Raw genomic sequence first — 25,016 nt, forward strand, 5'->3', positions numbered from 1 at the left:
CATGTTCGACGCCCAGTTCGCCTACGAGCTGCTCAACGGCATCGCGTTGTCCATGGCCCGCCTCTACCCCTGCATGTTTCTGGTGCCTGCGTTTCTGTTCAAGCACCTCAAAGGCCTGCCGCGCTATGCCGTACTGACGGCACTGGCGCTGATCCCTGCTCCGGGCATCGGCCAGGAGCTGAGTCGGTTGGGCAAATCATGGTCGGACATCTTCTTTCTGATTTTCAAGGAAATGATACTGGGCACCCTGATGGGCCTGGTGCTTTATCTTCCGTTCTTTTTATTCAGCGCGGTGGGTGTGTTACTCGACAACCAGCGTGGCGCACTGACCGGCGGCCAGCTCAACCCGGCGCTGGGCGCTGATGTCACGCCGTTATCGCATCTGTTCGAAGAAACCATGATCATGCTGTTGATGATCATTGGTGGGTTGCCGCTGCTGATGCAGGTGATCTGGGACAGCTATCAGATCTGGCCCGCAACGAGTTGGTGGCCAGCGTTGCAAGCTCAAGGCTTCGATGTATACCTGGGAATCCTGCAGGATACCTTCACCCATTTACTGCTGTATTCGGCACCGTTTATTGCCTTGTTGCTGATGGTCGAAGCAGCGATGGCGTTGATCGGTATCTACAGCCCCCAACTGAACGTGTTTATCCTCGCGATGCCGGCCAAGTGCGTGATCGGCCTTGCATTCCTGGTGATTTACTTGCCGACCCTGATGGACCTGGGTATCGAACGCCTTGATCTCCTCAAGGACGTACGACACACCCTGCTGCTGATGGTCCCCGGCCCTCGCGAACCGACGCCATGAGCGAGAAGAATCAGGACGCCACGCCCAAGCAGATTCGCGATGCACGCAAGCGCGGGCAAGTGGCGCAGAGCCAGGATCTGCCCAAGCTGCTGATCCTGGTGGTAGTCAGTGAAATCACCTTGGGCATGGCCGACGTCAGCATGGAAAAGCTGCAGGCGCTGATCAACCTGTCGATGACGCGCATGGACCAACCCTTCCTGCGCACCGTGGGTGAAGTGGTCACTCAGGGCGTGTGGCTGGTGGCCGCTTTTGCTGCATTGAGCGTCGGCGTCGCCATGCTTATGCGGCTGGTCGGGAGCTGGATGCAATTCGGCTTCCTGTTCGCCCCCGAGGCGCTCAAGCCGACCATGGAAAAGCTCAACCCCTTCAGCCACCTCAAGCAAATGTTCACCCTGCGCAGCCTGGTCACGTCGCTGTCCGGCGTGGTCAAGGCTGCGATCATTGCAACCGTCATGTGGTTTATCGTCGAGCCCGCACTGGGCACGCTGGTCAGCCTGGTGCACACCGATCTGGTGACGTTCTGGCACGCGCTGTCGACGCTGTTCCATCGGATTTTGCGGGTGACCTGCGGGCTATTGCTGGCACTCGCTGTGGCGGATTTTGCCATTCAGAAATATTTCCACGCCAAGCAACTGCGCATGAGCATGGAAGACATCAAGCAGGAATACAAAAACTCCGAGGGCAACCCGGAGGTCAAGGGCCACCGCCGCCAACTCGCCCACGAATTGCTCAATCAGGCACCCAAGGCCCCGCCCAAACCGGTCAAGGATGCCGACGTTTTAATCGTCAACCCGACCCACTATGCGGTTGCCCTGTATTACAAGCCTGGCAAAACAGCCCTGCCGCGTATCCATTGCAAACATCTGGATGCCGGCGCCCTAGCGCTGATCGAGGAAGCAAAGCGCGAACGCATTCCGGTGGTCCAGTGCGTGTGGCTCGCCCGTGTTCTGTATCGCGTGCCCGAAGGGCGCTTTATCCCGCGGGACACACTGCAGGCAGTGGCGCAGATCTACGGCGTGATCAAGCAACTGGACGACGAAGCCAAGCGTGAAGTCATCCTGGCGAACGATATCGACATGCTCTGACCACCAATGCCGTCGGCGTTGAAAAGCCTTTTCAGAGCCTTTGGAACCGTTTCAGGACGATAGACCACACACCAGTAACAGCCCTGAGACGAGCATTCACGGAATGATTAACTCACTACTATCGCGCCTGCATGGCCAATCCCAGAACGTACAGCAGCCCCCTGCCGCACCACCGCTGCATAGTCAGAACAAGGCCCCGAAACTCAATCAGCTTCGTGATCGCCCATCCCATGTTGGTGTGGCGAATTCGCTGATCAAAGCGGGCAGCAAAGTCACCGGCATGTTTCGCGCCCGTCAGCGTGACGTCGGCAAGCACGAACAACGCGAGTGGCACGACGACCTGATGCGCGTGCCACGGGACGGTAAAACCACCGACCTGCAAATGGTCAACTCCACTTCCGCGCACGCAATCACGCAAAAGCTCAACGCCGAAGGCAGCTACAAGAATATTCGCGCGATCAATCAGCATCACTTGGGCCCCGGGGTGAAGGGCTACCAGATGCAGGACCAGGACGGCCACTATCACCAGGTGCAGCAAAGCGATGCAGTGATCAGTACATTGAAGTCGTCGATGCCCCAGGGTGTCAGCACGCTGATCGCGGCAGGCAAAGGTCACCAGGCAGAAAGCAGCGGTATTTTTACCGACAAGCAAAACGTTCAGCACACGCTGCACAATCGCACCCTGTACACCTTCGACAAAACAGCGCAACGCTGGAGCCCTGCAAAGCCTGCGCAAGACAACATCTCGCGTTTGTCGCTGGATCAGCGCGGCGAGATGATTCTGTATAAACACAAGGACGACATACGCGACCACAGCGCGATCGATAGCCATGAAGTCCAGTTAAAGCGTAGCGGCAAGATTCACCTGACCGAAGGCACTGATCGCAAAAAAGGCGTCGAACTCAGCCTGCTCAAGCACGATGGAACCCCTATCGATGTCCAGCGTGTCGGGTTGCTCAAGCCCAGCCACACCCACGGCAGCCCGACGCTGTTTGTACTGGACAATGACGGTGGGCTTCATCACAAGCTGCTTAACGATGACTGGCAGTCGAAAGACACGATGTCGTTGCAGGCTGTGAAACCAAGCCTGAATCAGGCGATCGGCGCCGAGGCCGCCGACAAGGCGGCAATCGAGGGCTTCATCGCAGACGCCGGTACGCTCAAGGCGGTGATACGTGACGGCGTAGGCTTGCGCCACAGTGCGCCGCTCATTCAGCCGATGACTACACCGAATAAAGATGAACCCACCCAATGCAGAATGGGTCCCGGCTGGCGGCTGAGCGAGCAGATGCATCTGGTCAACCAGAACGGCCTGCCGGAACGGATCGGCGTCGACGACACGCAAGTCCGCCTCCACGGCGGCGCGGCGCTGGGTCTTAATAAAACCGGCGACCTGTGCGGCTGGAACGAAACCACCCAGAGCTGGGACAAGCTCCATGTCAAGGGCGTTACTCAACTGGTGCGCGGCCTCGACGACAAGCCGTATGTGATTCAAGACGGTAAACCCAAGGTTGTGGACGCCAGCTTCGCGCAACCCAAACTGAAGCTGGGCAACGGCGAACCGGTGGCATTGGGTCGCTCGACCGCAGCGGAGGTGGGGCGAACATTGAGCGAAGAGAAGGTCAGCCATTGCGCGGTGCTCGACGACAAGAATTTTGCCCTGCTCACCGAATCGGCCCCGGCGAAGCTCAAAGCCAGCATCGACGGGCTGAATGTCGACATCCCGCTCCCTCGTGATGCGCAAGGCAAAGAACTGGCTGTCACCAGCGTCGCGCTTGATCAGTCTCGTCATCTGTACGTGACAGCAGGCGGCAATCTGTACCGGCTGCCCCACGATCAGTGGACCCAGAGCCATCACGGCGAGACCGCTGCGTGGAAGCCAGCCGGGCTGCAAACCAAGGCACCTTCGGCGCCTGCCGCGGCTGCGGTTGCTGCTCCTGCACCGGCCCCTGTTTCGGCGACGGCGACGGCCATTGCCATGGCGACTACAGCGGCGACAGCTTCTGCTACGCCGGGTGCTCCGGGGACGCCGCCGACATCACGGATCGGAAATCCAATTTCGCCTGGCATCACCGACCCTTCCAGAAAAGACGGCGCAGACGTGCTTTTGGACCAGGTCAAAACAGCTCTCGCACCGGGTATTTCCCTGAGCGCTGCAGACTTGTCCAGCGCGACTGTAAGTATCGGCAAAGTCGAGATGGGGCCAAACAAACGCCCGGTGATCGAAGCCACGCTGTCGCCTCCAAGTACGACAGACGCCAACGGTCAGACGGTTCAGCCCGGACCGTCCACCCATTCGCTGGAATTGTCTTACGGTCGCCTCGGCGAAATAGTGCTGCGCCCGGCCAAGGCTCAGGCCAATCCAACGGCCAACAGCCAGATGGAAAGCATGCAGGCGCGCAATCACAAGACAGCCAAAATCGGCAACGCCAACGGCTCGGCGACCACCACCATGTTTGGTTCGACCACCGATAATGTGCGTACCGGTGGCGCGAAAAACATCTTCAAGACCGCTGCCGAAGGGTTTCGCAAGATGGGCGAGTCCTATCAACACCACTTCCATCCGCTGGAAACCCCCAAGGCAAATGCCAAAGAACTCAAACAAGCATTCAACTCAGGCGAGAACATCAAGCAGAAGCTGCAGGCTGCGGGCCACCATGCCTTGACCCCTGGCCCGCGCAGCCGTTCGGGCATGAGTCCGATCTATCAGGAGTCGCTGCGACTGTATAAGCGTTTCGATAGCACTAATACCAAGGCCAATACCAACACAAACACAAACACCAATAGAACCGCCAGGCCGATGCTGGAGGCAGGTATAGCGCTGCTGGAAAGCAAGGCTGTACCAAAAACCCGCGCAGATCAGGAAAAAGCGCAACTGCATACCGGCCTCGAAACACTGCACAAAGACATCGAGGACAGCAGCTACCAGGCAATCGTCCGCTTGGGCCAGATTCACAAACTGCTCGATGAGCGCGGTAAAGCCCTGAAACCTGGGGTATCCAACGCCACGGCCCCGGGCACAGGCACAGTCAAGGCCACCGGCGCAGTCAAAGTCATGCAGGATGCCTTGCTCGACAGCGGACTCAGCCCCACCAGCAAGGCGCAGACCAAACTTGAAGAGTTGATCCAGCTAGGCCTGAAGCTGCCAGTCCGCCAACTGGAACCGGGCTACGACAACACAGGCCGTAACGAAAGCAAGAGCAGCCTGCTGGAGGATCGTGTGCTGCTCGATGCCCAGACGCTTCTTCAGGTGCGCGATCTTTTGGGGCGAGTGCACAGTCAACAAGGACAGACCCAGATCGTAAACAGCGAAAATGTCGGGCCTGGCAAGAGCACTACTCTGGATCAGTTACAAGGCCTGCGCATGGCCTATGAAAACAGCGACATCAAACTGTTCAGCGACAACGGCATCGTCAGCCACCGCCAACTTGAGAAGCTGCACCAGGCTCGCGACACTGTAGCCCGGGAGCTTACTGGTCGGCATGGCCTGAATTACAACACCACGCGCTCGTTCTCCGAAGATCTGCGCGCCATCGGCGACCATTTCGGCAACCTGCAGGTGGGCGACGCGACCTCACTGCTGCGCAGCAAGGGTGCGACCTTTACATCACCTGCGATGTTCGTCCCGCTAACCCCGGATGGCGGCGGAATTTACGTCAACTTCGGCATTGGGCGCGAACATGGGATCAGCCTGGAAACCGAAGGCGGTGAAGATGCGACGACACTGGGCCTGAAAAACAGCCGTAGCAGAAACGAGTTCCTGAACGTCGGCTACTACCACGCCCCGTCGGCGGTTTTCTCACGCTTGTTCAGCTCCGAGCCGAAGGGCAATCCGAGCAGTGCCGGCGAATTGTACAGTGCCGACGCCAGTTTCAAACTGACTCAAAGCCGCGCAATAGCAGGCTGGTTGACTGCCAGCAATGCAAGCATGGCCAACGTCATGGAGAACCTGCTGGATCCCAGTGCTTCATTGGCCGACCTGTATCGCCTGGGCAAGGACAAAGGCGGCTCGGTGGAAAAAAGCAAAGTTAACCAAGGGTCAATAGGCATCGGTAGCGGCGTCGATCTGGGACGCCTGAACCTGGGCGGTACGATGCTGCGCAACGAAAGCGGTGGAGTATGGAACGCCTTCCTGCGCGCTACTGCCGGGATCAATGCAGAAGCCACGCTGGTGAGCTATTCCAACACCAAGGTCACCACCCACAAAGGCGAAGGGCAAGATGCTAAAGCTGTAAAACGCGCCTTCGAGGCACTGCCCTCCGCCAGCGCAGGGGCATATGCCCGGGTCGGTTTTGCTACCAATGGCAACGCGCACCCTGACCAGACGGCCAATAACATGGGCGTGAATAATCATATTCTGGTCGGCCAGACCGTGCTGCCTGATGCTCTCAGCGTCAGCTTTGCGCTGGACCGGGCCAAAAACGACAAATTCACCCTCAACTTCAAGCCCGGCAAGGCAGTGACCACGCCTCAGTTGCACGACGTGGAAAAGTCGTTGGGCAAGGTGCTCAAAGACAAAGAGATTGCCAAGGCACTGGCAGAGCGAAAAGCCCTGCTGACCGAACTGGAACGCTGCGCACCCGCGCCAACGCCGGCCTCGGCGACCCTGCCCTCAAGCCCTCTGGGAGGCCGCGCGTTACCGCCAGCCGTGCCACCGCGGCCAGCGCGAGAGCGCGTGGCTAACTTGAGCACGCTGTTACCGCGCCTGAATGACAGCATGCCCAAAAATAGTGAGGTCGACGCGTTGCAGAAGGCCATCGCCAGCCTGCCTGCAGCGCCGACCCAGGAGCAGCGCAACAAAGTACTCAACGACGCTCGAACCCTGGCTGTCGCAATGAAAGCCGATATCAAGGCGACGGAGAACTCCAAACTGCTGGAAAAAGCCAGTAAAGCCATTGATGCCGGCGAGAAAGTCGAAAATCCGGAAGGCCATCTGGCGGCACTAAAGGCCGTGGTCGACCATCTCGACAATCTGCCTCACGACAACGAGACGCTGCAAGAGCTGCGTTACAGCGTCCAGCAACTGGTCAAGAACAACGATCTGTCGAAAAGCGGCGGACGCCTGCTGGCATCTGGCGAACACAAGTTCACCAACACAGGATTGCAACTGCGCAAAGGTGGTCTGGTCGGTGACTCAGCCCCTTGGCGCGACAGGACCTCAACCCAGAACGCTAACGCCATCGCCACCTTCATCAACAAGAGCCCCGTGCTTCAGGAAATGGCCCGCCGTGCTGAACACTCCGGCCCTACGTCCATGGAGGTGACTCTGGAACTGAAACCCAAGGTCCTGGAAAGCATCGAGAACAGCCTGAACACACAGGACCCGAAAATTCAGAAAAAACTCGAAGACGCCTTGAGAAATGACGACAACGTGCGGATCAAGCGCTTCACCTTGCTGCGCGGTGCGACCCAGACCGACTCCAAGGCGACGCCCAGCCTGCTGCTCAGCGCCAAAAGCAGCGCATCGGTCACTGACTCGGTGGTGCTGGCATCGCTGGACCTCAAGTACAGCCAGGAAGAGGAGCACCGCCCGATCAGCATGACGCCTGGCGGTCTTCTGGTGCGGCCACTGGTGGACAAGCCAGTGCGTGATGACATGAGTGCCAAGGGCTATGCCATTAAAGGTTCACGCAACAAAAAGGACCTGCACAGCGAAGAAGACGTTGGCCGGGCCAAGCCTGGGGAAACCATCGTCGAGCATTCCAGCAACAGTGCCAATACCGGCAGCGGGCCACGCAGTACGGGCGCTCTGTGATGATTAAAGGCGCCGCGCAGGCAGTTATCCCTCGTTTCACCTCAACCCTGTTTTACCAACCCTGAAAGGAAAAACATCATGATCCCAGCAGTCCTCGCCACCGCAGCACGCGCAGCCGCTCCAATGGCTAAAGATCTCGGTAAAGACCTGGGGGCAAATCTTGCCCAGGGCGCTGGTCAGCAACTGGCCAGCAGTGGTCTCGAAGCCGCAAAAAACCTGATCACCGGCGGGCCCAGCGGCGAACCGGTTTCCTACGCCAGCGCTAACGAGAACAAACCGGCGACTTACTGACCCCTCCCCCTCCAGGCCGAACGTTGCTGCGGTATGCGGCGCGTTCGGCGCTGCTGTTATAAACCCCTATCTGTGCGCTAATCCGTTGCTGCGGTAACGGCTGCTTTGGGGTTGCGCTTTTACAGCGCGTCACTTTTTTGTAACCCATGTGGTTGATCCGTACATGCCTACCACTGGGTGCCTCAGATCAAAATCAAAAGCAGATCTAAGCAGATCTAGATCAGGGCCTGGATACACGCGGTTTTATGTGGGAGCGGTGCTTGCCCGCGATGAACGATTACGCGGTATATCTGACATACCGTGGCGCCTGAATCGCGGGCAAGCACCGCTCCCACAAGGTCCGTGTTAGCCGGAGCGAAGGTAGCAGGTTCAAACAACCAGGTCGGCTGTCAGGCCGCCGCGCTTTTGATTTTGATCTTAGGCGCCCCGTTAAACCACGCTGGCCGAACGCAGATTCTGAAGCGTGGGGCGCTCTTGAGTTGAAGAGTGGCAGGACGCCGGGTTAGCCGCATTGGGCCATGGATGGCCCGTTGCGGCGGCCCACGGTTCAGGATCTGCGGGCGGGTACACCGAGCACCAGCGAGGTGCCGAGTGATGGGGCAAGAGCGTTTTGGTTACTTTTGTCTGGGCCGGCTTCCGGATCTATCAAAAGTGACGCGCTGTAAAAGCGCAACCAATATCCCCCTTAACGCAACAACGGATATGTACACAAACATCCCCATGAATAGAAGGAATGCAGCCACGTTACCGCACCAGCGTACGACGCAAAGTAGCCAGCCGATCAGCGAAGCCCATGATCCACTGACTGAAGCTCAACTCATTGAGCACACTGAGATCCTGCTGAGCGCACAAACGGACGGTGTTCTGCGCATCCAGAGCCAACCAGCAACCGCCCAGTTGGTCAGGCTTGAAATTGAGCTGCAGCAAACGCTCGTGAATGCCACGTTGCGTCTGATCAAGATCAATGCGGGCGTGCACAAATGCGACGTCGCCCGGTGCAGGGACTTCGATGTTGGCCAGCTCCTGGCCCTGCTCGTCGGCCAGCGCACAAAGGCCATCCTTGAATACCAGTTCACTGCCAGCCTGGGCGGCCAGCGCCGCAAGCAAGCGGTCTGCGTGAGGTGTGGTCATGAATTCTACTCCCTATAAATGAAGATCGGCGTGACGGGACATGGCGCGTATCAATGGCGCGCCAAACCTTCGCCCAAGTGCTCCAGCCCCATGAGCTGCAATTGATGAGCGCTGATTTCATCCAGCGCGGCAGTGTCCAGTTCGCCCGGCAAACAGTGCCAGACGACGAAATCGCGGCGTGAATCCAGGAACAGAAAGTAATCGTTGTAGCGTTCCGGATCATCGAAACGACGCTCCAGCGCATCACCTAATTGCGAAGGTCCCAGGCTGTGCCAGTCAACCTGCAAGGCCAGGCCCCAGTCCAGGCATTCGCGTCGTGTGCAAAAGGCTACGCCAGCGGCGATTTCCCAGATAGCAGGGCGTCCTGCCACCACTTCGGCATAAAATTGCGCCTTGTCTGTATTACGAGCAGGCATAGCGTTAATCCTCCAAGGGCACTCGAGTGAAATCGGCCTGTTCATCCCCCAGGCCGAGGCCGTCGCGCATATCCGACGGCCACCAGATAACAACCTCACGGTCGTTGGAAACAGGCCGGTCACACGCCTCTTTGGCGCACCCGCGGTGGCCAAAAGACGAGCAACCGGCCAACAACATCACGGTGACAGCGAGCAAGACAGCTTTCATGGCTGGCTGACCTCCACAGTAGTGAGCAATGAACGACGTTGCGGCGCGCCGCTATTGACCTTGGGCGGACGCAAGGCAATGAACACCTCGGCCTCGCCACCCGGCGGCACCCAGGCACTGGGCCAGACGCTCACGCCGACCGCATAACGACCGCCACAGCTGGCTTCATCAACGCGTTGCGGCTTGTCGGTCGGGTTGCGTACCAGCGCGACGGCCACACCAAACCCTGCATCGCCGGCATACCATTGCGCACGCCGTGGATCGAGTTGCAGGTCAGGATTGCCATCGCACAATGTTTCGGGACGCAGAGGTATGGCCGCAGCGGTAAAGCCCGCAGGCAACGTGCCCTGAATCATCTCGCTCAGCGCTTTGGTGACCACTGTGCGGTTGGGTCGCTCGGTGCCTTCGCGGCGCTTTTTGATCTTGTCCAGACGATCCTGCACATGATTGGGATTGGCGTAGTCGACGTAGCGCATCGGGTTCACTTGGTCGCCAATCAGGCGGGGTGTCAGGATGAACAAGCGTTCGCGGTTGGACTCACTGCGCTCGCTGGCCGTGAACAGCAATTTGCCGATAATCGGGATCGCGCTCAGATAAGGCACTTTCTTGCGACGCTCGTTGTTTTCATAGACATGAAAACCGCCCACCACCAGCGAGGCCTTCTCGGCAATGACCGCCTGGGTGCTGACGTTGCCACGGCGCACCGAAGGCTGCTCGGCGCGGATATTGGATTCCTGAATCTGCCCGTCCTCGATATCGACGACCATCTGAATCATCTGGTCTTTGGCACCGGAAGCCGTGATTGAACGCGGAATGACCTGCAGGCTAGTGCCCGCCGTCAGCGGCTGGAAATTGGCAACCCGTTCACCGATAGCCTCAAGAATTTCGGTCTGACTGAAGTCGATCACCGCTGGCTGGTTTTCCAGGGTCAGCACCGAAGGATTGCCGATGATAGTGGCCGATCCTTTACCTTCCAGTGCGCGCAAGCCCAGAAAGAACTTGTCCCGATCCTGAACATACATCGTCGAGCTGCGGCCGTTCTCGGCGATGCTCGCGCCGCCGCTGAAGTTACCGGCGCTCAACCCCCAGTTGCTGGACAGTTCATCCATGGAGTTGCGGTCAACGTCGACAATGATCGCGTCGATCTCGATCACGTTACGTGGCTTGTCCAACTCCTCGACCAGATCCTTGTAGATCGAACGCCGCTCGGGATCGTCGTAGATCAGCACGGCGTTGTTACGCACGTCCGCCTCAACCCGAATATGATTGCGCGAGCGCGTAGAGCGCCGCTCGTCTTCGGTAGGTGCCACATAATTCTTGCCGCTGAAATTGCTGGCAACGGAGTCGTCGAACAACTGCGGAAAATTACTCGCGTCAGCGCCAAAGCCCGTGCTCATGCCGCCCATGCCCGCCAAGGGAAGCGTGCCGGTGCGCAGGGCATCAGAGGTCAAGCCGCCGCCCATTGAGGAGCGACGTTCCAGCAGGTTTCGCAACAGCGTGGCGACGCCATCGACTTTCAGGCTTTCGCCACGGTATTTGATCGGCCGGTCGGCAGCGTTCGCATAGCGCAACGGCAGGTAGATGACTTCCTGCTTTTCATCGCGGCTTTGCTGCTTCTTGCTGAAGTCTTCGATCAACTCGACATAACGACGCGGGCCCCGCACCAGCACCACGCCCTGCTCGGGCAGAGCGCCCCAGCCGAAACGCGGATCGAGCAGGCCGACATCGGTCAATGCCTGGCTAAGGTCATCAACTGACTTTTCATCGACTTCAATACGTTTGGATTGCTGTTGATCAAGCGGACTGATGTACAGGCTGTTGTTGTAAACGAACCACTGGAATTGATGCTCCAGCGCAAGGCGATCAAGAAACGCTTCCGGGCTTTCACTGCGCATCCGTCCATTGACGGTGCCGCTGATGTCTTCCATCTCCAGCTTGACGCCGAAACTCTCGGCGAAGTCCTTGAGGACCTGCGTCAACGGCGCATTCTTGGCGTCATAGGCATACGGGGTGTCGCGCCATTGCTCCGGTACGACGGCAAAGGTGGGCGTGGCCCAGAGCATCGCGGCCATCAAAGGCAGGCAGGTCCAGGCAGTTTTACCCATTCATCAATCCTCTGTGCAAAAGTCCCAGACCCAGCGACGCGGGCATGGCGGGTCGGCCTGCCGTTTTGCGCGGGGCCTGTTCGGCGAGTACCAGCGCCCAGGCGGCTTGCTGGTTGGCCAGGTTTTCAACGGTGGCGACAAGAGCCGCAGTGTCGACATCGGGGGGCAGCCAGCGCACGAGGCAGGCACGCTGTTTTTGGCGGTCATAAGCCAGGGCAATCGGGTCTTCACCCATCAGGCTGGCTTCGACCAGGCGCAACAGGGGGGCAAGCTGATCATTGTGTGTACCCATGCGCCCAGGCAGCGCGACACGACAGAAAAACCCGCCGTCGTGGTTTTGCACCTGGATGCTGACGCCGTCCACCCAGCATTCGAAAAGCCCGCCAGCCTCGCGGCGGCAGGCTTCTAGCTGGGTGTACAGCTCACTGGAAGCCATCGAGCACCGACTTGGTCATGCCGTGCTTCGCGCTCAGGGCTTGAGTCAGCGCGAAGTTGGCCGAAGTGGTGTTCATGGTTTCCTCGAAAATGGCCTGCATGTTCTCGACGCTAGGGTCGTCGGCGGCGGCTTCGCTCGCGTACTCGTAGTTGCGGCTGGCTCGGTCGTAGTTGTTGTCCAGTCGTCTTTCCAGGGCATTGGTTGACATGGCGTGCTCTCTCGAAATGGGATGACTATCGATGAGTGGTCACGCCGGACAGAACGGTTCCGTCGGTGATGATATTGATCACGCCAGGTCTATAACGCGCTCGCGCAGCCGTTCCCAGTCGAGGCTGAAGTCGCCGCTTTCAGTACTCAGCCAGAGCGTACCGGGAGCGAGGCCGGTGTCGCGTTCGAGCTGCCAGTGAGTGTGCGGTTGTTGTTGAAGCCAGACTTCGACCGATTCATGAAGGTCCACCGCGCAACGCAATGTGGCGCGCACTGGACGGGTCTGACTCTGGGCAATCTGGCGCACCAGTGCCAAGGCGCGCTCTTCGTCAGACAGCGTGCCCAGCAGACTAGTCAGCGTCTCGCTTAAGAGGCTCCGGGCCTGCTCGACCAATGCCTCACGCTGAGCCTGCCGTTCAGCCTCCCAATCTTCCAGCATGGCATTGGCGCGATCCCAGAATTGCGCTTGAGCATCGGCCAGCAGTTGCTCACCCTGAGCCCTTGCATCAGCGAGCAACGACTCGGCCTGCACATGGGCGCGCGCAAGGTGCTCACTGGCGAGCACTACATCACTGAAATATTCGCGGCGCAGCAATGGCTCGGCAACGCCAGGCTGTCGGGCATCAAAGCTGAGCGTGCGACGAATGAACATCAGGCTCCTCCAGAATACGTTGCAAGGCGGCGCGCCAGAGCATATCCAGCCGCTTGGGCTCGGCGCAGGGCGATACGGTGATGTTGATTGCGACAGCCCGCGGCCAAAGCAGCCTTAGCCGTTGCCATTGCGCGTCGCCACGCCATTGAGCCAGCAGTTGCAAAGGGTCGACAGGCTCGTCAGGCAACCAGCTGCCCGGTCGTAAAGCCTTGGCCACGCTGCGGCACCAGGGCCGCAGGTTTTCATCCGGCAGCCGTCGCGTTGCTCGCGCTGTGCAGAGATGCTCGACCACAGCGAGCAAAGACTCCCGATGCTCGTCGGCCTGCAGCAAGCTGACGATCATGGGGTCTGGAAGTGTCGGACTACAGGCTTGAACACCGAACGCAACGCCCAGTCGATCAGGGTATACCGCTGACAACCAGGCAAACTGGGCATCGCTCAAACGGTGCTCGGTCATCACTTCAGACCAACTGGGGTCAGCCCATTGCCAGGGCCGCGCCCACCATTGCAGCCACTGCTGCGCCAGCGCCGGATTCACGCCCCGCGCTCGTCAAACCGGCCGACAGCGGTGCCAGGCGCTCTGGGCGCCGAACGCATGCCCATCAGCTCAAGCAATTTGTGGCGTAACGCCGGGCGCAGCCACAGAATCAAACCCGCGAATAAAACGAAAATCCCCAATGCACCACCCAGCATCATGCCTTTGAGAGCGCCAACTTCCTGCTCTGGCACCATAAACGGTCCGTAATGAACCAGAACCTGCTCCTCTTGGTAGGCACGTGCGTTGACGAAAACCACCGACAGTTTCTCGGTGTTATCCACCGCCGCTGCCATGCCGGGAATACTGCTGGCGACCATGCGCCGGATTCGCGGCAGCACGGTATCCGGATCAAGGCTCGCAGCATGTTTGATGAACACGGCCGCCGAGGCTGGCTGCACCGGTTCGCCAGGCGCTACCCGCTCTGGCAGCACCACGTGTACGCGAGCGACAATGACGCCATCAATCTGCGAAAGCGTCGACTCCAGCTCCTGTGACAATGCATAGATATAACGCGCGCGCTCTTCAAGAGGCGTGGAGATCACCCCTTCCTTCTTGAAGATTTCCCCCAGATTAGTGCGCGTGCGCCGTGGCAGACCCGCCGCTTCCAGCACCCGCACCGCTCGATTGATGTCTGAGGCGGACAGCAGAACGCTGACCCCTTCTTTGTTACTGCGTTTGCTGGCATCGATGTTCTTGCTCGACAACTCGGCGATCACATCATTGGCATCATTTTCAGAAAGCTTGCCGTGCAGTTCGATCTGATCACCGCAAGCCCCCAGCATCAGCGCCAGCCCAATCAGGCTCAGGTATTGCAGAAAATGCCTCATCAGCCCACCCATCACTGCATGTTGGTGAGTTTGTCCAAGGCTTGCGAACCCTTGCTGATCATTTTCACCGACAGCGAAGTTTGCAGAGAGTAATCGCTCAGCGCCCGGGTCGCTTCCATGAACTTCTTGGGGTCCGAATGCAGCGACGCCTCGCGCAGCGCCTTGCCAGCGTCCCTGGACATATCCTCCAGAGACAGAGCCTTGCGTGTCAGCGGATCCATCACCTGCTCCGAAAAAGCCCCCGCGCCCTGAGTCGGTTCTGGCCTTTGCATGGCAGCCCTGAACCAGTCGGCATCGCCTTGCGTCGGGTTATCCAGTTCCGCTTCCGGCTTGAGCGCCGTGGCGGAGGCCGAGCTGCTTTCAAGTTTCCCAATCGTCATATCGACCTCCTTCACGGTTATCAGCTGAACAGCTTGTTCATGATCGAACCGGCTGTATTTTGAGCATCCTGCTGCAGCGCCTGACTCTGAGCAGTCGGACCGGCACCCTGGGTGGAATTGCCGTCCTGACCCTGCCCTTGCAACAGCTTGAGCAGATCATCGAGGCCCATGGTCACCGTCCCGTTGCCGCCGCCGAAACCGCCGCTGCCGCCTACGCCACCGCCGCCACCACCGAATCCTCCACCGCCGCTACCACTGCCGCTGCCTTGATCCGGAGAAATGGGGATTCCGCTATTGGCCAGCATGCCTGAAGCCGGTGCTGTGCCGCTGCCAGCAGCCTGGCCAATCATGGCGATAGCGTCCTTGAATTTGGACGCTTCAGCACCGTCAAGGAAGGTGTCAGGCTCGCCGTTCTTGCCTTTTTCGTTCAGTTCGTCCGACCAGGACTTGGTATTGCCATCAGCATCTTGGGGCTTTTCGAATTTGTCCGAATGCTGGTCCATGAAGTTCGCGACCTCTTGCAGCAGCGCCTTGTCGCCCTCATTGAACGTTGCGCCACCCGAGCCATCCTTCGCAGGCTCCAACAGGCTCCCGAGCTTCTGCTCTGCCAGTCCACCGAGCAGTGATGAAAGCGCATCGCCGCCACCGCCACCGCCAGCTCCACCGCCGCCGCCCACACCACCGTTGCCACCACCAAAACCATTGCCAGCCCCGGCACTGCTCGAACTGCCGGGGCTACCGCCCAGCAACTGACTCAGTAGCTTCATGAGATCGTCAGGACTCATGTCCTTCACGGAACCGGCAGCAGGTTTTTGATCAGACATACCGCTGGAGCCCTGGCCGCCAGCCGCCTGGCCTTGCGAGCCTAGCTTCTCCAGCAGTTGAGTAAGCAGCTTTACCAGTGGATTTTCGCTGTTGACCTGCCCTTTGCTATCGGTCATCGACTTGACCAGAGTGTTCAGAGCGTCATCCATGCTCTGTGGGCGTTGACTGCCGCCCGCTGCATTGGGGGAATTACGCGTCTGCTGCTCATTACTGAAACTGGTCGGGCGACTGTTCTCAAGATTTATCGAAATGGTCATGCCTATACGTCCTCTTTGTAATCAGACATCCAGAGTGCGGGCGGGGCCATGTCGCACCTCCACTGAGGGGACACAGCCACCGCCAGAATGATCAGTAATTGATCCCCTTGGCGGTTGAAGCGACGTTACTGAGGTGCTTGAGGTCGCTGTCCTGGCTCATTGCTTCCACCGTGTTCTTGGCGTCGGTCTCGATTTTCTTGATGCCCGCGTTGGTGACTTTGGAGTCCGCAGCCCCCGTGGCATCAGTCATGCGCCCGGCGTTTTCTGCAGAGTCGCTTTCGTAGCCACCGTCGGTACCGGCAGTAGCGGCTTTGAAGTTGCTGCTAAAGCTGTTGCCCATGTTGTTCATGCTGTTGAAAAAGCTTTCCATAATCTTGCACCTCAGCGGAATGATTGATGTAGGAACTCAGGTCCGTCACGGTCAAGCGCCGGTCCTGTTCAATGAGTGGGCATGAGGTTGAAAGCAGTTCCACGTTTAATCTGAGGACTTTGCATCCCGCTGAAAGCAGCGGATCTGCGGGCCATGGACACCCACTGTTTATCGCCAGTCAGAGAACCGGGAGACATGAGGGCAGAGTCGAAGGAAGCCGAATCGAGCGTGGTGTCAGACTGAAAGGCTTTTGATGCGGTGATACAAGGTGCGGCTCGGGATGCCCAATTCGAAGCTGGCCGCTTCTACGCTTTGCTGATGGCGCTTCATGGCTTCATCAATCAGGATACGTTCAATGACCCGCAGCTGCGCCTTGAGCTGCAACGGCTCTGGCGAGCACGCCTCAGCCAGTGGTGAGAAGCCCAGCACGGAACGTTTGGCGCTGGATTTGAGTTCGCGAATATTGCCCGGCCAAGTGTGTGAAAGCAGTTGTTGGGTCATAGCGGGAGTCATTACCGGTGTCGGTCGCCCAACCAGCGAAGCCTGCTTGGCCAGAAAACGGTTGAACAACGGAATGATTTGCTCGCGACGCTCACGCAGCGGCGGCATCTTGATGCTGACCACGCTGAGACGAAAATAAAGATCGCGACGGAAGGTGCCCTCTTCAACCAACTCTTCCAGAGGGCGCTGCGAGGAGGTAATGACGCACATGTCCACCGGGATGAACTCAGTCGATCCCAGACGTTCGACGCCTCGGGTTTCCAGCACACGCAACAACTTGGCCTGCAGCGACAGCGACATGCTGTCAATCTCATCCAGGTACAACGTGCCGCCCTGCGCAGCCTCGACATAGCCACTGCGCGACTTACTGGCGCCGGTGTAAGCACCGCTGACCACTCCGAACAATTCGCTCTCGGCCAGACTCTCCGGGATGGCCGCACAGTTCATCGCGACGAAGGCACCACGTCTTCGCGATAACCGGTAAATCTGTCTCGCCAGGGTATCCTTGCCGGTCCCTGTTTCGCCAACCAGCAGCACATCAATATTCAGGGGGGCCATATTGGTGGCCAGGTACTGCAAGTCAACGAAATCACCAAAATAGGCAATTTCCTTCAGATCTGCTTCAAACTCGCGTCTATCCATGTTGGAGTACCCTCTTCGCACTTACATCCAGTATCGCGACCCCCTGACAGGCAGTTTGCAATGAGCAGACTGCTCAGGCCGCACAACTCAAGTGGTACCATTTTCAAAGGACACTTCTACTCTCAACATAAAGCCGCAAGAGAATTTGGAGGGGACAGGTCGTTTGAAAAAGCTTGCGTAACGTAGACCGGATTAGACAAGAATAGTTCAGTTAAAAGTTATATTTCAACATTGCGCGATATATTGCTCAGTCAATATCAATATTCGCTGAAAGCACAGTGCTAGAGCCTTCGCCAGCACCAAAAGCGACCTCTTGCAACGCTCTTTGCGACACGGCGGGCGATAATAACCATCGCAAGTGACAGTTTTATGAATCGCTATTATCTATAACTTATCTGCCACAAGTTTCCAAGCACAATCACACTACCACGACGAACAATACTTACGCCTCTTCCACGGACCATCATCCACTTGTTGTTAACGCTACAGTATAAAATCGTATCACTGCCAGTGAATAAGAGTATTTGAACAGTTTTATCCCCTGTGTCTACAAGGCCATTGAGAAATCATCGCTGCAGTGAGCCCTACACTTGCCGGCTGCTCCAACAATTCCGGATGGTTGAACAGATAGGCATTGACGGCCTTGACCACCTGCCCTGCGTCGACATCCTCCCGACTGCAGAACAACAGACCTGCATTGGCATCGTAGACACCCTGGACATAACCCAATGCCTGCATCTGAGCCAGGGTCAACGGTTGCCCCTTGCGAATTTCCCGCAGCGGCACCTGCAGGTCACGCCCGCTGAAAAAAGCCCCTTGGACCGTCTCGCACAACCCTGCGAGCATCAACACCCCGCCCACACAGACTGAGCGCATCAAACGGTTTTTCCGGAGACGACGCCTGAAGACAACGCCCTCACGCGCGCGCGAGCGTTTGTGCACAGCTTGCGCAGAGAAAAATCTGTCATCCGCCATCAGTCCGATCCCGTGGTGATCTGAATGCTGAGTGGTCAGAGCCAAAAAAACGGTTCCACGATTGCGCACATTTTTTTGAAAGCCATCGAGCAAAAGCTGGCCGAGCGCATCGGCGAGATACCAGATGTGGTCGAAAAACAAGGAAAGCGCGACGAAGAAATAGCAGCGGTGATATAGCCTACTGAGGTCGACGATACCTGTAGGAGCTGCCGAAGGCTGCGATGGCGGTGTGTCAGGGTAAATGCTTCGCAGCCTTCGGCAGCTCCCACAGAATATGTATTTCAGACTGAGAGGAGTGCATTTTGAAGGACCACGCCCCTGCTACTCAGGAGCGGTTGCGTGTAATCAAGCAGCGTCCTTAACCTGCTTCAGCGAGCGTGCAACCAGGTCGCCAAACGAACTGACCGGCCCTTGCAGATTGCCCAGGAAGCGCGGATAGATCAGCCACAGGTCCATTACCGGTTTGAAATCCTTGACCGGCAACACTGCCAGTTGCTCGCGATGGACACTGCGCTCCAGTAACGGACGTGGCACCAGACCCAACCCCATACCATCCGCCACCAGGCCCAGTTGCAGTTCGGTGCCGAAGGTTTCCAGATTGACCTTCAAGCTCAGGCCCTGATCCGACAAGGTCCGTTGCAGCCCTGCCCGAAAACCGCAGCCGTCAGGATTCAGCACCCAGCCCTGTTGATAACAGTCGGCCAGTTTTACCGAGCCTTTGGGCAAGGCAGAGCGAGCGCAAACCACCACCAGCTCCATTTTGCCGATGGACTCACCCATGATGTTTTCCGGGAAAATCTTGCCCGCCGGAAACAATGCTGCGGCGGCATCCAGTTCGCCGTTCTCTATTTTGCTGACCAGGTTACTGCCCCAACCGGTGGACACTTGCGCACGCAAATCGGGGAACTCACTGCGCAATTGCTTGAGGGCATCCAGCAGAACCACGTCACCAATAGTTTGCGGCACCCCCAGACGCAGCAGACCACTGGGCGGTGTATCGCTGGCAACCAGCTCACGCAAGGCATCCATCTCACGCAGGATCGACAGACAGCGCTGATACACCTGATTGCCCATCTGCGTCGGCTTGAGCGGTTTGGTGTTGCGGTCGAACAATTCCACGCCCAACGCCTGCTCAAAATTCTGTACCCGCCGGGTAATCGCCGGCTGGGTCAGGTTCAGGGATTGCGCCGCATGGCTGATCGACTGGCAACGAATCACCGCCACAAAGGCATCGATATCATCAATTTTCATTCGGACCGCACATAAAAAGACAGATGAGAGATAGGCGAAAAGCATAGTGGGAATTGCGGTGTGTGGATAGCTCTGGGGGTACATCGCTGCCAAAGGGGGAGAGAAAACGGCATGCCTACGAGAATGCGGCGCAATGTCGTGGGACCGGCTTCAGCCGGGAAGAAGCCGGAACAGCCATTGATAATGGGTCGTCAGGAATACCGCTTTCCCGGCTAAAGCCGGTCCCACGTCGCACTTCACAAAATAGATCTTCCACAGTGTTCTGTGTTTGCTATGCGGGAGTGTCAAGCGAGTGACTTCCACATTACTGAAACCCCTATACCAACGTGCAGCGTATTTATTCATGCGTATGGTTTTCGTATGGTTTGCTTTCCTCCCGTAAAGACGCCGTAAACATGATTGTTTTTTATCAATGGGAAGTTAGTCTCCCTACTCTTTTCCCCACGTGAGATTCAACATGGAAAATTCGGAATTAGGCACCCTGATTATCATCATGATCGGTGTTTTCGGATTTGCTTCATTTCTCTTTGAATACCTGAGCGCCAGACACTCAAAGAAAAACAAGCCGCACTGACATTGAACTTGCGCTAAAAATCAAATAACGAATCAAGCCGGTGTGTCACGGGGGCGTCCTGAATTCCGCCCCACTTTACTCAGAATAGAACCAGTGCCGCTCTGACTTTTTCTTTGCCGAACACACTCATGCGCTCGAACTCCTGGTGCGTCAATGGAACATGCTGGCAATCCAGACGCTGACGATACCGGCTATGGTCCAGATCAGGATCATGCAGATAAACAAAGTCTTCATCACACCCCGTTACCACCACCCAGTGTGGCGCTTTGGAACGTGTCAGCCGATAGCTGCTGATCAGCACGACAGGAATGCCGCCGGCGCTGAAAACCTGTGGCAAGTCGAGGCGACGTGACCTGGATTGCTGAACGCCACTGACTTGCAGCTCTCTGCAAAACCCGTCATGCACCAGCCGCATGACTGATTTTTTGTCTTCACGGCGTACACCGTCCAGAAACAGCGGGCCCGAGCGGCTGACCTGTAAACGCACATCAAACCCACGCCGCCATGCGGCCAGTGCCAGCCCATGCGGGCTACAGCCCCCGTGTCCCGAGGTCATGAAAATAGTCGTAGCTTCCCGCCACAGTTGAATTTCCTCGTCCCGCGAAAAGACCCGGTCAGGATTGAGTGCCTTCATCGCCATGAGCAATGACGCCGCCCCGCAGGTAAATTCGGTTGTCTGCGCATAATAAGGAACGGCCGAGACGCTGCCCGGCACCGGCAGGACAATGCGCTTTTCATAGCGCAGGGCTCGGGCATGGTCCTGGTAGTAATCGTCGACTTCGGCGAAAAGCCGGTACCCGGCCCGTTCGTACAGGCGGATCGCCGAGGGGTTATCGGGACGCACCTCCAGGCGAAGGTGTGCGCACTCATGCTCAATGGCTAACTGCTCTGATTGCTCGAGCAGCGCCAGGCCAAGGCCCAGCCCTCTGGCCCGGCAGTCAATGGCCAGCGAATACAGCCTCGCCAGGGAAGTGCCTCGATGAAACAGGACCAGTGAATACCCCAACAAGCCTCGATCATCCTCGGCAACTAACAACTTGGCGTGCGCGCGCTGAATCATCCATAAGAAATTACGTCGGGACAGTCGGTCCTGCTCGAAGCACTGGTTCTCCAGAAGTTCCAGGGCAGGAATATCTTCGGCGGTAGCAAAGCGATAGTTAAGATCCATGGGATTACCGTAAATAAAACGTAACGAAAGAGGACAGTTAAAATCAAATATGTTTTATAGAAAACACCTGCACGGCTAAGGCACTTCTTATCATGGTTTCGGTGTATTCAAACGTAATGGAATTACTACCAAAGGTCGAGTCCAATCTGCCTGTTATTAAAGACGAAGGCACGGCACTGCTGTTTGCGCCCAGCAAGTTATTGGTGATCGTGGAGCGCCGCGATGACTGGCAGGGTTATTTGCCCAGTGAAAGTATCGTCACCGCTCAGGAATACCTGGAAGACAAGCGATATAAAAATCCTGGCGGACAGATTCAAGTCATTAACCTGTGCCGAAGTTATAAGTATCTGGGCCACGGTTACTACTGTTCGCTCTTGGCCGAAGCGCGGGGCCATAAAGTCATTCCGTCCGTTAAAACCATCAGTGAGCTGACCAAACGCTCGCTCTACGGCCTGGCGCTCGAAGACCTGGACCGGATGCTGGATGACGCCATCGCCGACCATCCGTATGGCGAAACAGAAGGGTTTACCCTCACCTTCCACTTTGGCAAGACCGACCTGGTCCCCTTGCAGGGCCTGGCGCAGCAGCTGTTTGACACCTTCCCGACGCCCATCCTGCAAGTCGAGTTCATCAAGAACCAGCGCTGGCAGATCGCAGGAATCAAGATCGGGGCGCTGCACAAGCTTCGTGATGAACAACAGCATGACTTCGCCGCCGCGCTCGACACCTTCAATCGACGGATCTGGCGCCAGCCGGTTTCGTTACGCCAGTCCCGTTACGACCTGGCCATCCTGCATGACCCAAGCGAAGCATTGGCGCCCTCCAATCCGCTGGCGCTTCAACGGTTCATCAGTGCCGGCCAGAGGTTGGGCATCAATGTGGAACTGATCGAAAAGAAAGACTATGCGCGACTTGCGGAATACGACGCCCTGTTCATTCGCGAAACCACCAGCGTGGACAATCACACCTACCGCTTCGCGAAGAAAGCCGAGAGCGAAGGCCTCGTGGTGCTGGACGATTCGAACTCGATTCTTCGCTGCACCAACAAAGTGTTCCTCACTGATCTGCTCAACAAACACAACCTGGGGATGCCCGCGACAGAAATCCTTTATCGCGATCGCCTTCAGGACCTGGAACAGATTGGCGAACGCCTGGGTTTTCCCGTCGTTTTGAAAATCCCGGACGGCTGCTTTTCTCGCGGTGTAATCAAAGTAGAAAACCAGGCAGAGCTGGCCAAGGCGGCTGCCGAGCTGTTCGAGCACTCCGTGCTGCTGCTGGCTCAGGAGTACCTCTACACCGAGTTTGACTGGCGTATCGGCGTGCTTAACCGACAGCCTCTGTATGCCTGCCTCTACTTCATGTCCAAGGGGCATTGGCAAATCTACAACCACAAAGCGCAAGGCAGTGAGGTCAACGGCCTTTGTGAAACGATCCCCATCGAAGACGTACCGCCAGCGGTGGTCAAGCTGGCCGTAGACGCCGCCAGCTTGATCGGCGACGGCCTTTATGGCGTAGACCTCAAGCAGACCAACGAGCGTCTGGTCGTGATCGAAGTCAACGACAACCCCAATCTGGATGCGGGGATTGAAGACGCCTGCATCGAGGAGCGCCTGTACGACCGGGTCCTGCAGGAGTTCATCCGGCGTCTGGAACTCAAGCATCAAGGCTATGGCCAGTAATCCCTTGCAGTAGAGACGCCAGAATGATTGAACGCTACAGCCTGATCGACGCGACGCTACAGGTAACAACAGACGAGCAAGCGCCTCTGCTGTTATGCACGGACCCTACTGCGCAAGAACGGGAGTTTCTGCATCAACGTTTCCAGGTGGATGCCCATATGCTGGAGTCCGCACTGGACCCTGATGAGGTGTCCAGGATCGAATTTCATGACGGTCAGCTTTTTCTCATCTGGAAGCGCCCGGAAAGCTATTCGGGCGCTGCGGCGATGTCATTTGAAGTGTCCTCGTTTGGCCTCATGTTGTCCTCCGAGAGCCTGGTGGTGATTTCCGCAAGCAACTCATTGCTCAGCCCCGCGAGCACTCACCGGCCGTTGAAAAACCCGCTGGATATTCTCATCGACCTGCTGTTCAACAGCGTGCACCACTACCTCGGGCACTTGCGGGTGATCAAGCTGATCGCCCGGGAGCTGCATCAGAAATTCGACACATCACTGGACAACCAGCACCTGCTGCAGATGTTCAATCTCAGCGAAAGCCTGATCTATTACATCAATGCGATTCAGAGCAACGGCGCGGTCCTTGAACGCTTGCACCACCACGCCGAGAACAATGCATTTCCCGCCCGATTCATCGCGCTACTGGACGACCTCAAGATCGAAAACGATCAGTGCTACAAGCAGGCCAGGATCTACTCCACCGTATTTGCTTCGCTAATGGACGCCAGGGGCAACATGGCCAACAACAATATGAACGCGACCCTGCGCAACCTGACCGTGGTCAACGTGGTGTTCCTGCCCCTCAACCTGATCGCCAGCATTGGCGGCATGTCTGAATTCAGCATGATGACGGCGAGTGTTCCGTGGTGGATCTCGTTCCCGGCACTGGTCATGGGGATGGTGGTATTGAGCGTGTTGATGGCCGTGCTGCTCAGGAAATCGGTGTTCCGTCGTAGTGCCACGCCTGCGGGAGAAACCTCGCGCTAATACAATCTGCACAACGATACACTTTGAATAGAAGCGAATGGTTGCGATGATAACCTTTCAGCGCTAACATCCCTCCCAAATTGGGAGAATTTGATTTGAGAGTGATTGCTCGAGCAACTTTACGGAAGTTCTGGGAGAGCAGCCCAGGGTACGGCGATGCCATGACACCTTTGGTTGAGTGGTACCGACACATGGAGAAAGCGACTTATTGGACTCCGCAAGATGTAAAAGCAGAACTACGCTCAGCAAGCATTCTTAAGGGAGGCCGAGTGGTGTTCAACATTGCTGGCAATAAATACCGGGTGATCCTCGCCATCGACTATGGACGACAACTTGCATTTATTCGTTTTGTAGGCACCCACGCCCAGTACGATCAAATTGACGCGGAGACTGTGTAATGAACATCAAGCCCATACGTAGCGAGGCCGATCTGGCTGACGCTTTGAAAAGAATCGAGGAACTATGGGGCGCCCCCTTGAATAGTCACGAGGGCGACGAATTAGAAGTCCTGTCCGTACTCGTTGAGAGATTCGAGGCTGAACACTACCCACTGCCAGCGTCAGACCCTATCGAAGCCATAAAATTTCGCATGGACCAGCAGGGGCTGACCCCACGTGACCTAGAACCCTACCTGGGGTCCAGTGGCCGCGTATCCGAGGTACTTAACCGCAAGCGAAAATTGAGCCTGGGGATGATCAAACGTCTGCACGACGGCTTGCGCATACCCTATGAAAGCCTGCTTGCCGGTGCTGTTTGATGCCCTGCCAAGAGACGCCTTTTCCGCGCCCTCCGGTATGGCAGGACGTAGCACCGCCATACTAGCCAATCCGGTATTCTTTTCTCTCGCTCCGCACCTACGGCTCATCGGACAAACCAGCTCCCTCCTTGTCGGCAAAGGAGCTGGCCCCCGCTCAAATCTCACCCTCTCACACCGCGCACCACCCCTTTCAGC

General features: G+C 57.4%; 24 protein-coding genes. 8 read left to right on the forward strand and 16 right to left on the reverse strand.

What is annotated here, in order from left to right:
• The first annotated feature begins 1 nt into the window (after window position 1).
• From sctT to CKW31_RS11570, 4 genes are all read left to right on the forward strand, one after another.
• Window positions 2–808 (forward strand): type III secretion system export apparatus subunit SctT, encoded by an 807-nt coding sequence (gene sctT, locus CKW31_RS11555; protein ID WP_095094668.1) that lies wholly within the window; start codon window positions 2–4, stop codon window positions 806–808.
• Window positions 805–1,893, forward strand: a complete 1,089-nt coding sequence (gene sctU / locus CKW31_RS11560) for a type III secretion system export apparatus subunit SctU (protein ID WP_095094669.1) — start codon at window positions 805–807, stop codon at window positions 1,891–1,893. Before sctT ends, sctU begins: the two co-directional genes overlap by 4 nt.
• Before the next feature lie 103 nt (window positions 1,894–1,996).
• Complete coding sequence (locus CKW31_RS11565) at window positions 1,997–7,648, forward strand: AvrE-family type 3 secretion system effector (protein WP_095094671.1); 5,652 nt, start codon at window positions 1,997–1,999, stop codon at window positions 7,646–7,648.
• 78 nt (window positions 7,649–7,726) lie between these two features.
• A complete protein-coding gene (locus tag CKW31_RS11570; RefSeq protein WP_095094673.1) occupies window positions 7,727–7,939 on the forward strand; it encodes a hypothetical protein in 213 nt (70 codons plus the stop codon).
• A gap of 744 nt (window positions 7,940–8,683) precedes the next feature.
• Here CKW31_RS11570 and CKW31_RS11575 read toward each other — a convergent pair.
• From CKW31_RS11575 to CKW31_RS11650, 16 genes are all read right to left on the reverse strand, one after another.
• Complete coding sequence (locus CKW31_RS11575; RefSeq protein WP_095094675.1) at window positions 8,684–9,070, reverse strand: CesT family type III secretion system chaperone; 387 nt, start codon at window positions 9,068–9,070, stop codon at window positions 8,684–8,686.
• A 50-nt stretch (window positions 9,071–9,120) separates the two neighbouring features.
• A complete protein-coding gene (locus CKW31_RS11580) occupies window positions 9,121–9,486 on the reverse strand; it encodes a type III secretion protein HrpV (protein ID WP_095094677.1) in 366 nt (121 codons plus the stop codon).
• 4 nt (window positions 9,487–9,490) lie between these two features.
• Entirely contained in the window at window positions 9,491–9,694 is a 204-nt protein-coding gene (hrpT, locus tag CKW31_RS11585; protein ID WP_087274741.1) for an HrpT family type III secretion system protein, read from the reverse strand.
• Window positions 9,691–11,769, reverse strand: coding sequence for a type III secretion system outer membrane ring subunit SctC (gene sctC, locus CKW31_RS11590; RefSeq protein WP_371856734.1), 2,079 nt, complete (start codon window positions 11,767–11,769; stop codon window positions 9,691–9,693). The genes hrpT and sctC overlap by 4 nt, the downstream gene beginning before the upstream one ends.
• Window positions 11,770–11,791: 22 nt before the next feature.
• A complete protein-coding gene (locus CKW31_RS11595; RefSeq protein ID WP_095094679.1) occupies window positions 11,792–12,235 on the reverse strand; it encodes a type III secretion system chaperone in 444 nt (147 codons plus the stop codon).
• Complete coding sequence (locus CKW31_RS11600; RefSeq protein WP_049827156.1) at window positions 12,222–12,443, reverse strand: hypothetical protein; 222 nt, start codon at window positions 12,441–12,443, stop codon at window positions 12,222–12,224. Before CKW31_RS11600 ends, CKW31_RS11595 begins: the two co-directional genes overlap by 14 nt.
• A gap of 78 nt (window positions 12,444–12,521) precedes the next feature.
• Complete coding sequence (gene sctL / locus CKW31_RS11605; protein WP_095094680.1) at window positions 12,522–13,094, reverse strand: type III secretion system stator protein SctL; 573 nt, start codon at window positions 13,092–13,094, stop codon at window positions 12,522–12,524.
• Window positions 13,066–13,632: a hypothetical protein gene (locus CKW31_RS11610; RefSeq protein WP_095094682.1), complete on the reverse strand. Its 567-nt coding sequence runs from the start codon at window positions 13,630–13,632 to the stop codon at window positions 13,066–13,068. The genes sctL and CKW31_RS11610 overlap by 29 nt, the downstream gene beginning before the upstream one ends.
• Entirely contained in the window at window positions 13,629–14,459 is an 831-nt protein-coding gene (sctJ, locus tag CKW31_RS11615; protein ID WP_095095156.1) for a type III secretion system inner membrane ring lipoprotein SctJ, read from the reverse strand. Before sctJ ends, CKW31_RS11610 begins: the two co-directional genes overlap by 4 nt.
• Window positions 14,460–14,470: 11 nt before the next feature.
• Window positions 14,471–14,839 carry a type III secretion system inner rod subunit SctI gene (gene sctI, locus CKW31_RS11620; protein WP_095094684.1) on the reverse strand — a complete coding sequence of 123 codons (369 nt, stop codon included), beginning with the start codon at window positions 14,837–14,839 and terminating at the stop codon, window positions 14,471–14,473.
• 20 nt (window positions 14,840–14,859) lie between these two features.
• A complete protein-coding gene (locus CKW31_RS11625; RefSeq protein WP_095094686.1) occupies window positions 14,860–15,921 on the reverse strand; it encodes a hypothetical protein in 1,062 nt (353 codons plus the stop codon).
• 91 nt (window positions 15,922–16,012) lie between these two features.
• On the reverse strand, window positions 16,013–16,291 hold the full coding sequence (locus CKW31_RS11630; RefSeq protein WP_095094688.1) for a hypothetical protein: 279 nt from the start codon (window positions 16,289–16,291) through the stop codon (window positions 16,013–16,015).
• A 234-nt stretch (window positions 16,292–16,525) separates the two neighbouring features.
• Window positions 16,526–17,434 (reverse strand): sigma 54-interacting transcriptional regulator, encoded by a 909-nt coding sequence (locus tag CKW31_RS11635; protein WP_095094690.1) that lies wholly within the window; start codon window positions 17,432–17,434, stop codon window positions 16,526–16,528.
• Between the two features lie 534 nt (window positions 17,435–17,968).
• Entirely contained in the window at window positions 17,969–18,550 is a 582-nt protein-coding gene (locus tag CKW31_RS11640) for a Rap1a/Tai family immunity protein (RefSeq protein ID WP_141230147.1), read from the reverse strand.
• 204 nt (window positions 18,551–18,754) lie between these two features.
• On the reverse strand, window positions 18,755–19,660 hold the full coding sequence (locus CKW31_RS11645) for a LysR family transcriptional regulator (protein WP_095094694.1): 906 nt from the start codon (window positions 19,658–19,660) through the stop codon (window positions 18,755–18,757).
• Between the two features lie 653 nt (window positions 19,661–20,313).
• Window positions 20,314–21,402, reverse strand: a complete 1,089-nt coding sequence (locus CKW31_RS11650; RefSeq protein WP_095094696.1) for a GNAT family N-acetyltransferase/peptidase C39 family protein — start codon at window positions 21,400–21,402, stop codon at window positions 20,314–20,316.
• A gap of 92 nt (window positions 21,403–21,494) precedes the next feature.
• On the opposite strand from CKW31_RS11650, the gene CKW31_RS11655 reads away from it, so the two are divergent.
• From CKW31_RS11655 to CKW31_RS11670, 4 genes are all read left to right on the forward strand, one after another.
• A complete protein-coding gene (locus CKW31_RS11655; protein WP_095094698.1) occupies window positions 21,495–23,081 on the forward strand; it encodes a RimK family protein in 1,587 nt (528 codons plus the stop codon).
• Between the two features lie 23 nt (window positions 23,082–23,104).
• Complete coding sequence (locus CKW31_RS11660) at window positions 23,105–24,064, forward strand: magnesium transporter CorA family protein (RefSeq protein ID WP_095094700.1); 960 nt, start codon at window positions 23,105–23,107, stop codon at window positions 24,062–24,064.
• A 95-nt stretch (window positions 24,065–24,159) separates the two neighbouring features.
• Window positions 24,160–24,462 carry a type II toxin-antitoxin system HigB family toxin gene (locus tag CKW31_RS11665; protein WP_095094702.1) on the forward strand — a complete coding sequence of 101 codons (303 nt, stop codon included), beginning with the start codon at window positions 24,160–24,162 and terminating at the stop codon, window positions 24,460–24,462.
• On the forward strand, window positions 24,462–24,821 hold the full coding sequence (locus tag CKW31_RS11670; RefSeq protein ID WP_095094704.1) for a type II toxin-antitoxin system HigA family antitoxin: 360 nt from the start codon (window positions 24,462–24,464) through the stop codon (window positions 24,819–24,821). The genes CKW31_RS11665 and CKW31_RS11670 overlap by 1 nt, the downstream gene beginning before the upstream one ends.
• Window positions 24,822–25,016 lie beyond the last annotated feature (195 nt).

Origin of the sequence: Pseudomonas sp. Irchel 3A5 (genome assembly GCF_900187575.1) — a bacterium.
GTDB classification, from domain to species: Bacteria; Pseudomonadota; Gammaproteobacteria; order Pseudomonadales; family Pseudomonadaceae; genus Aquipseudomonas; species Aquipseudomonas folii.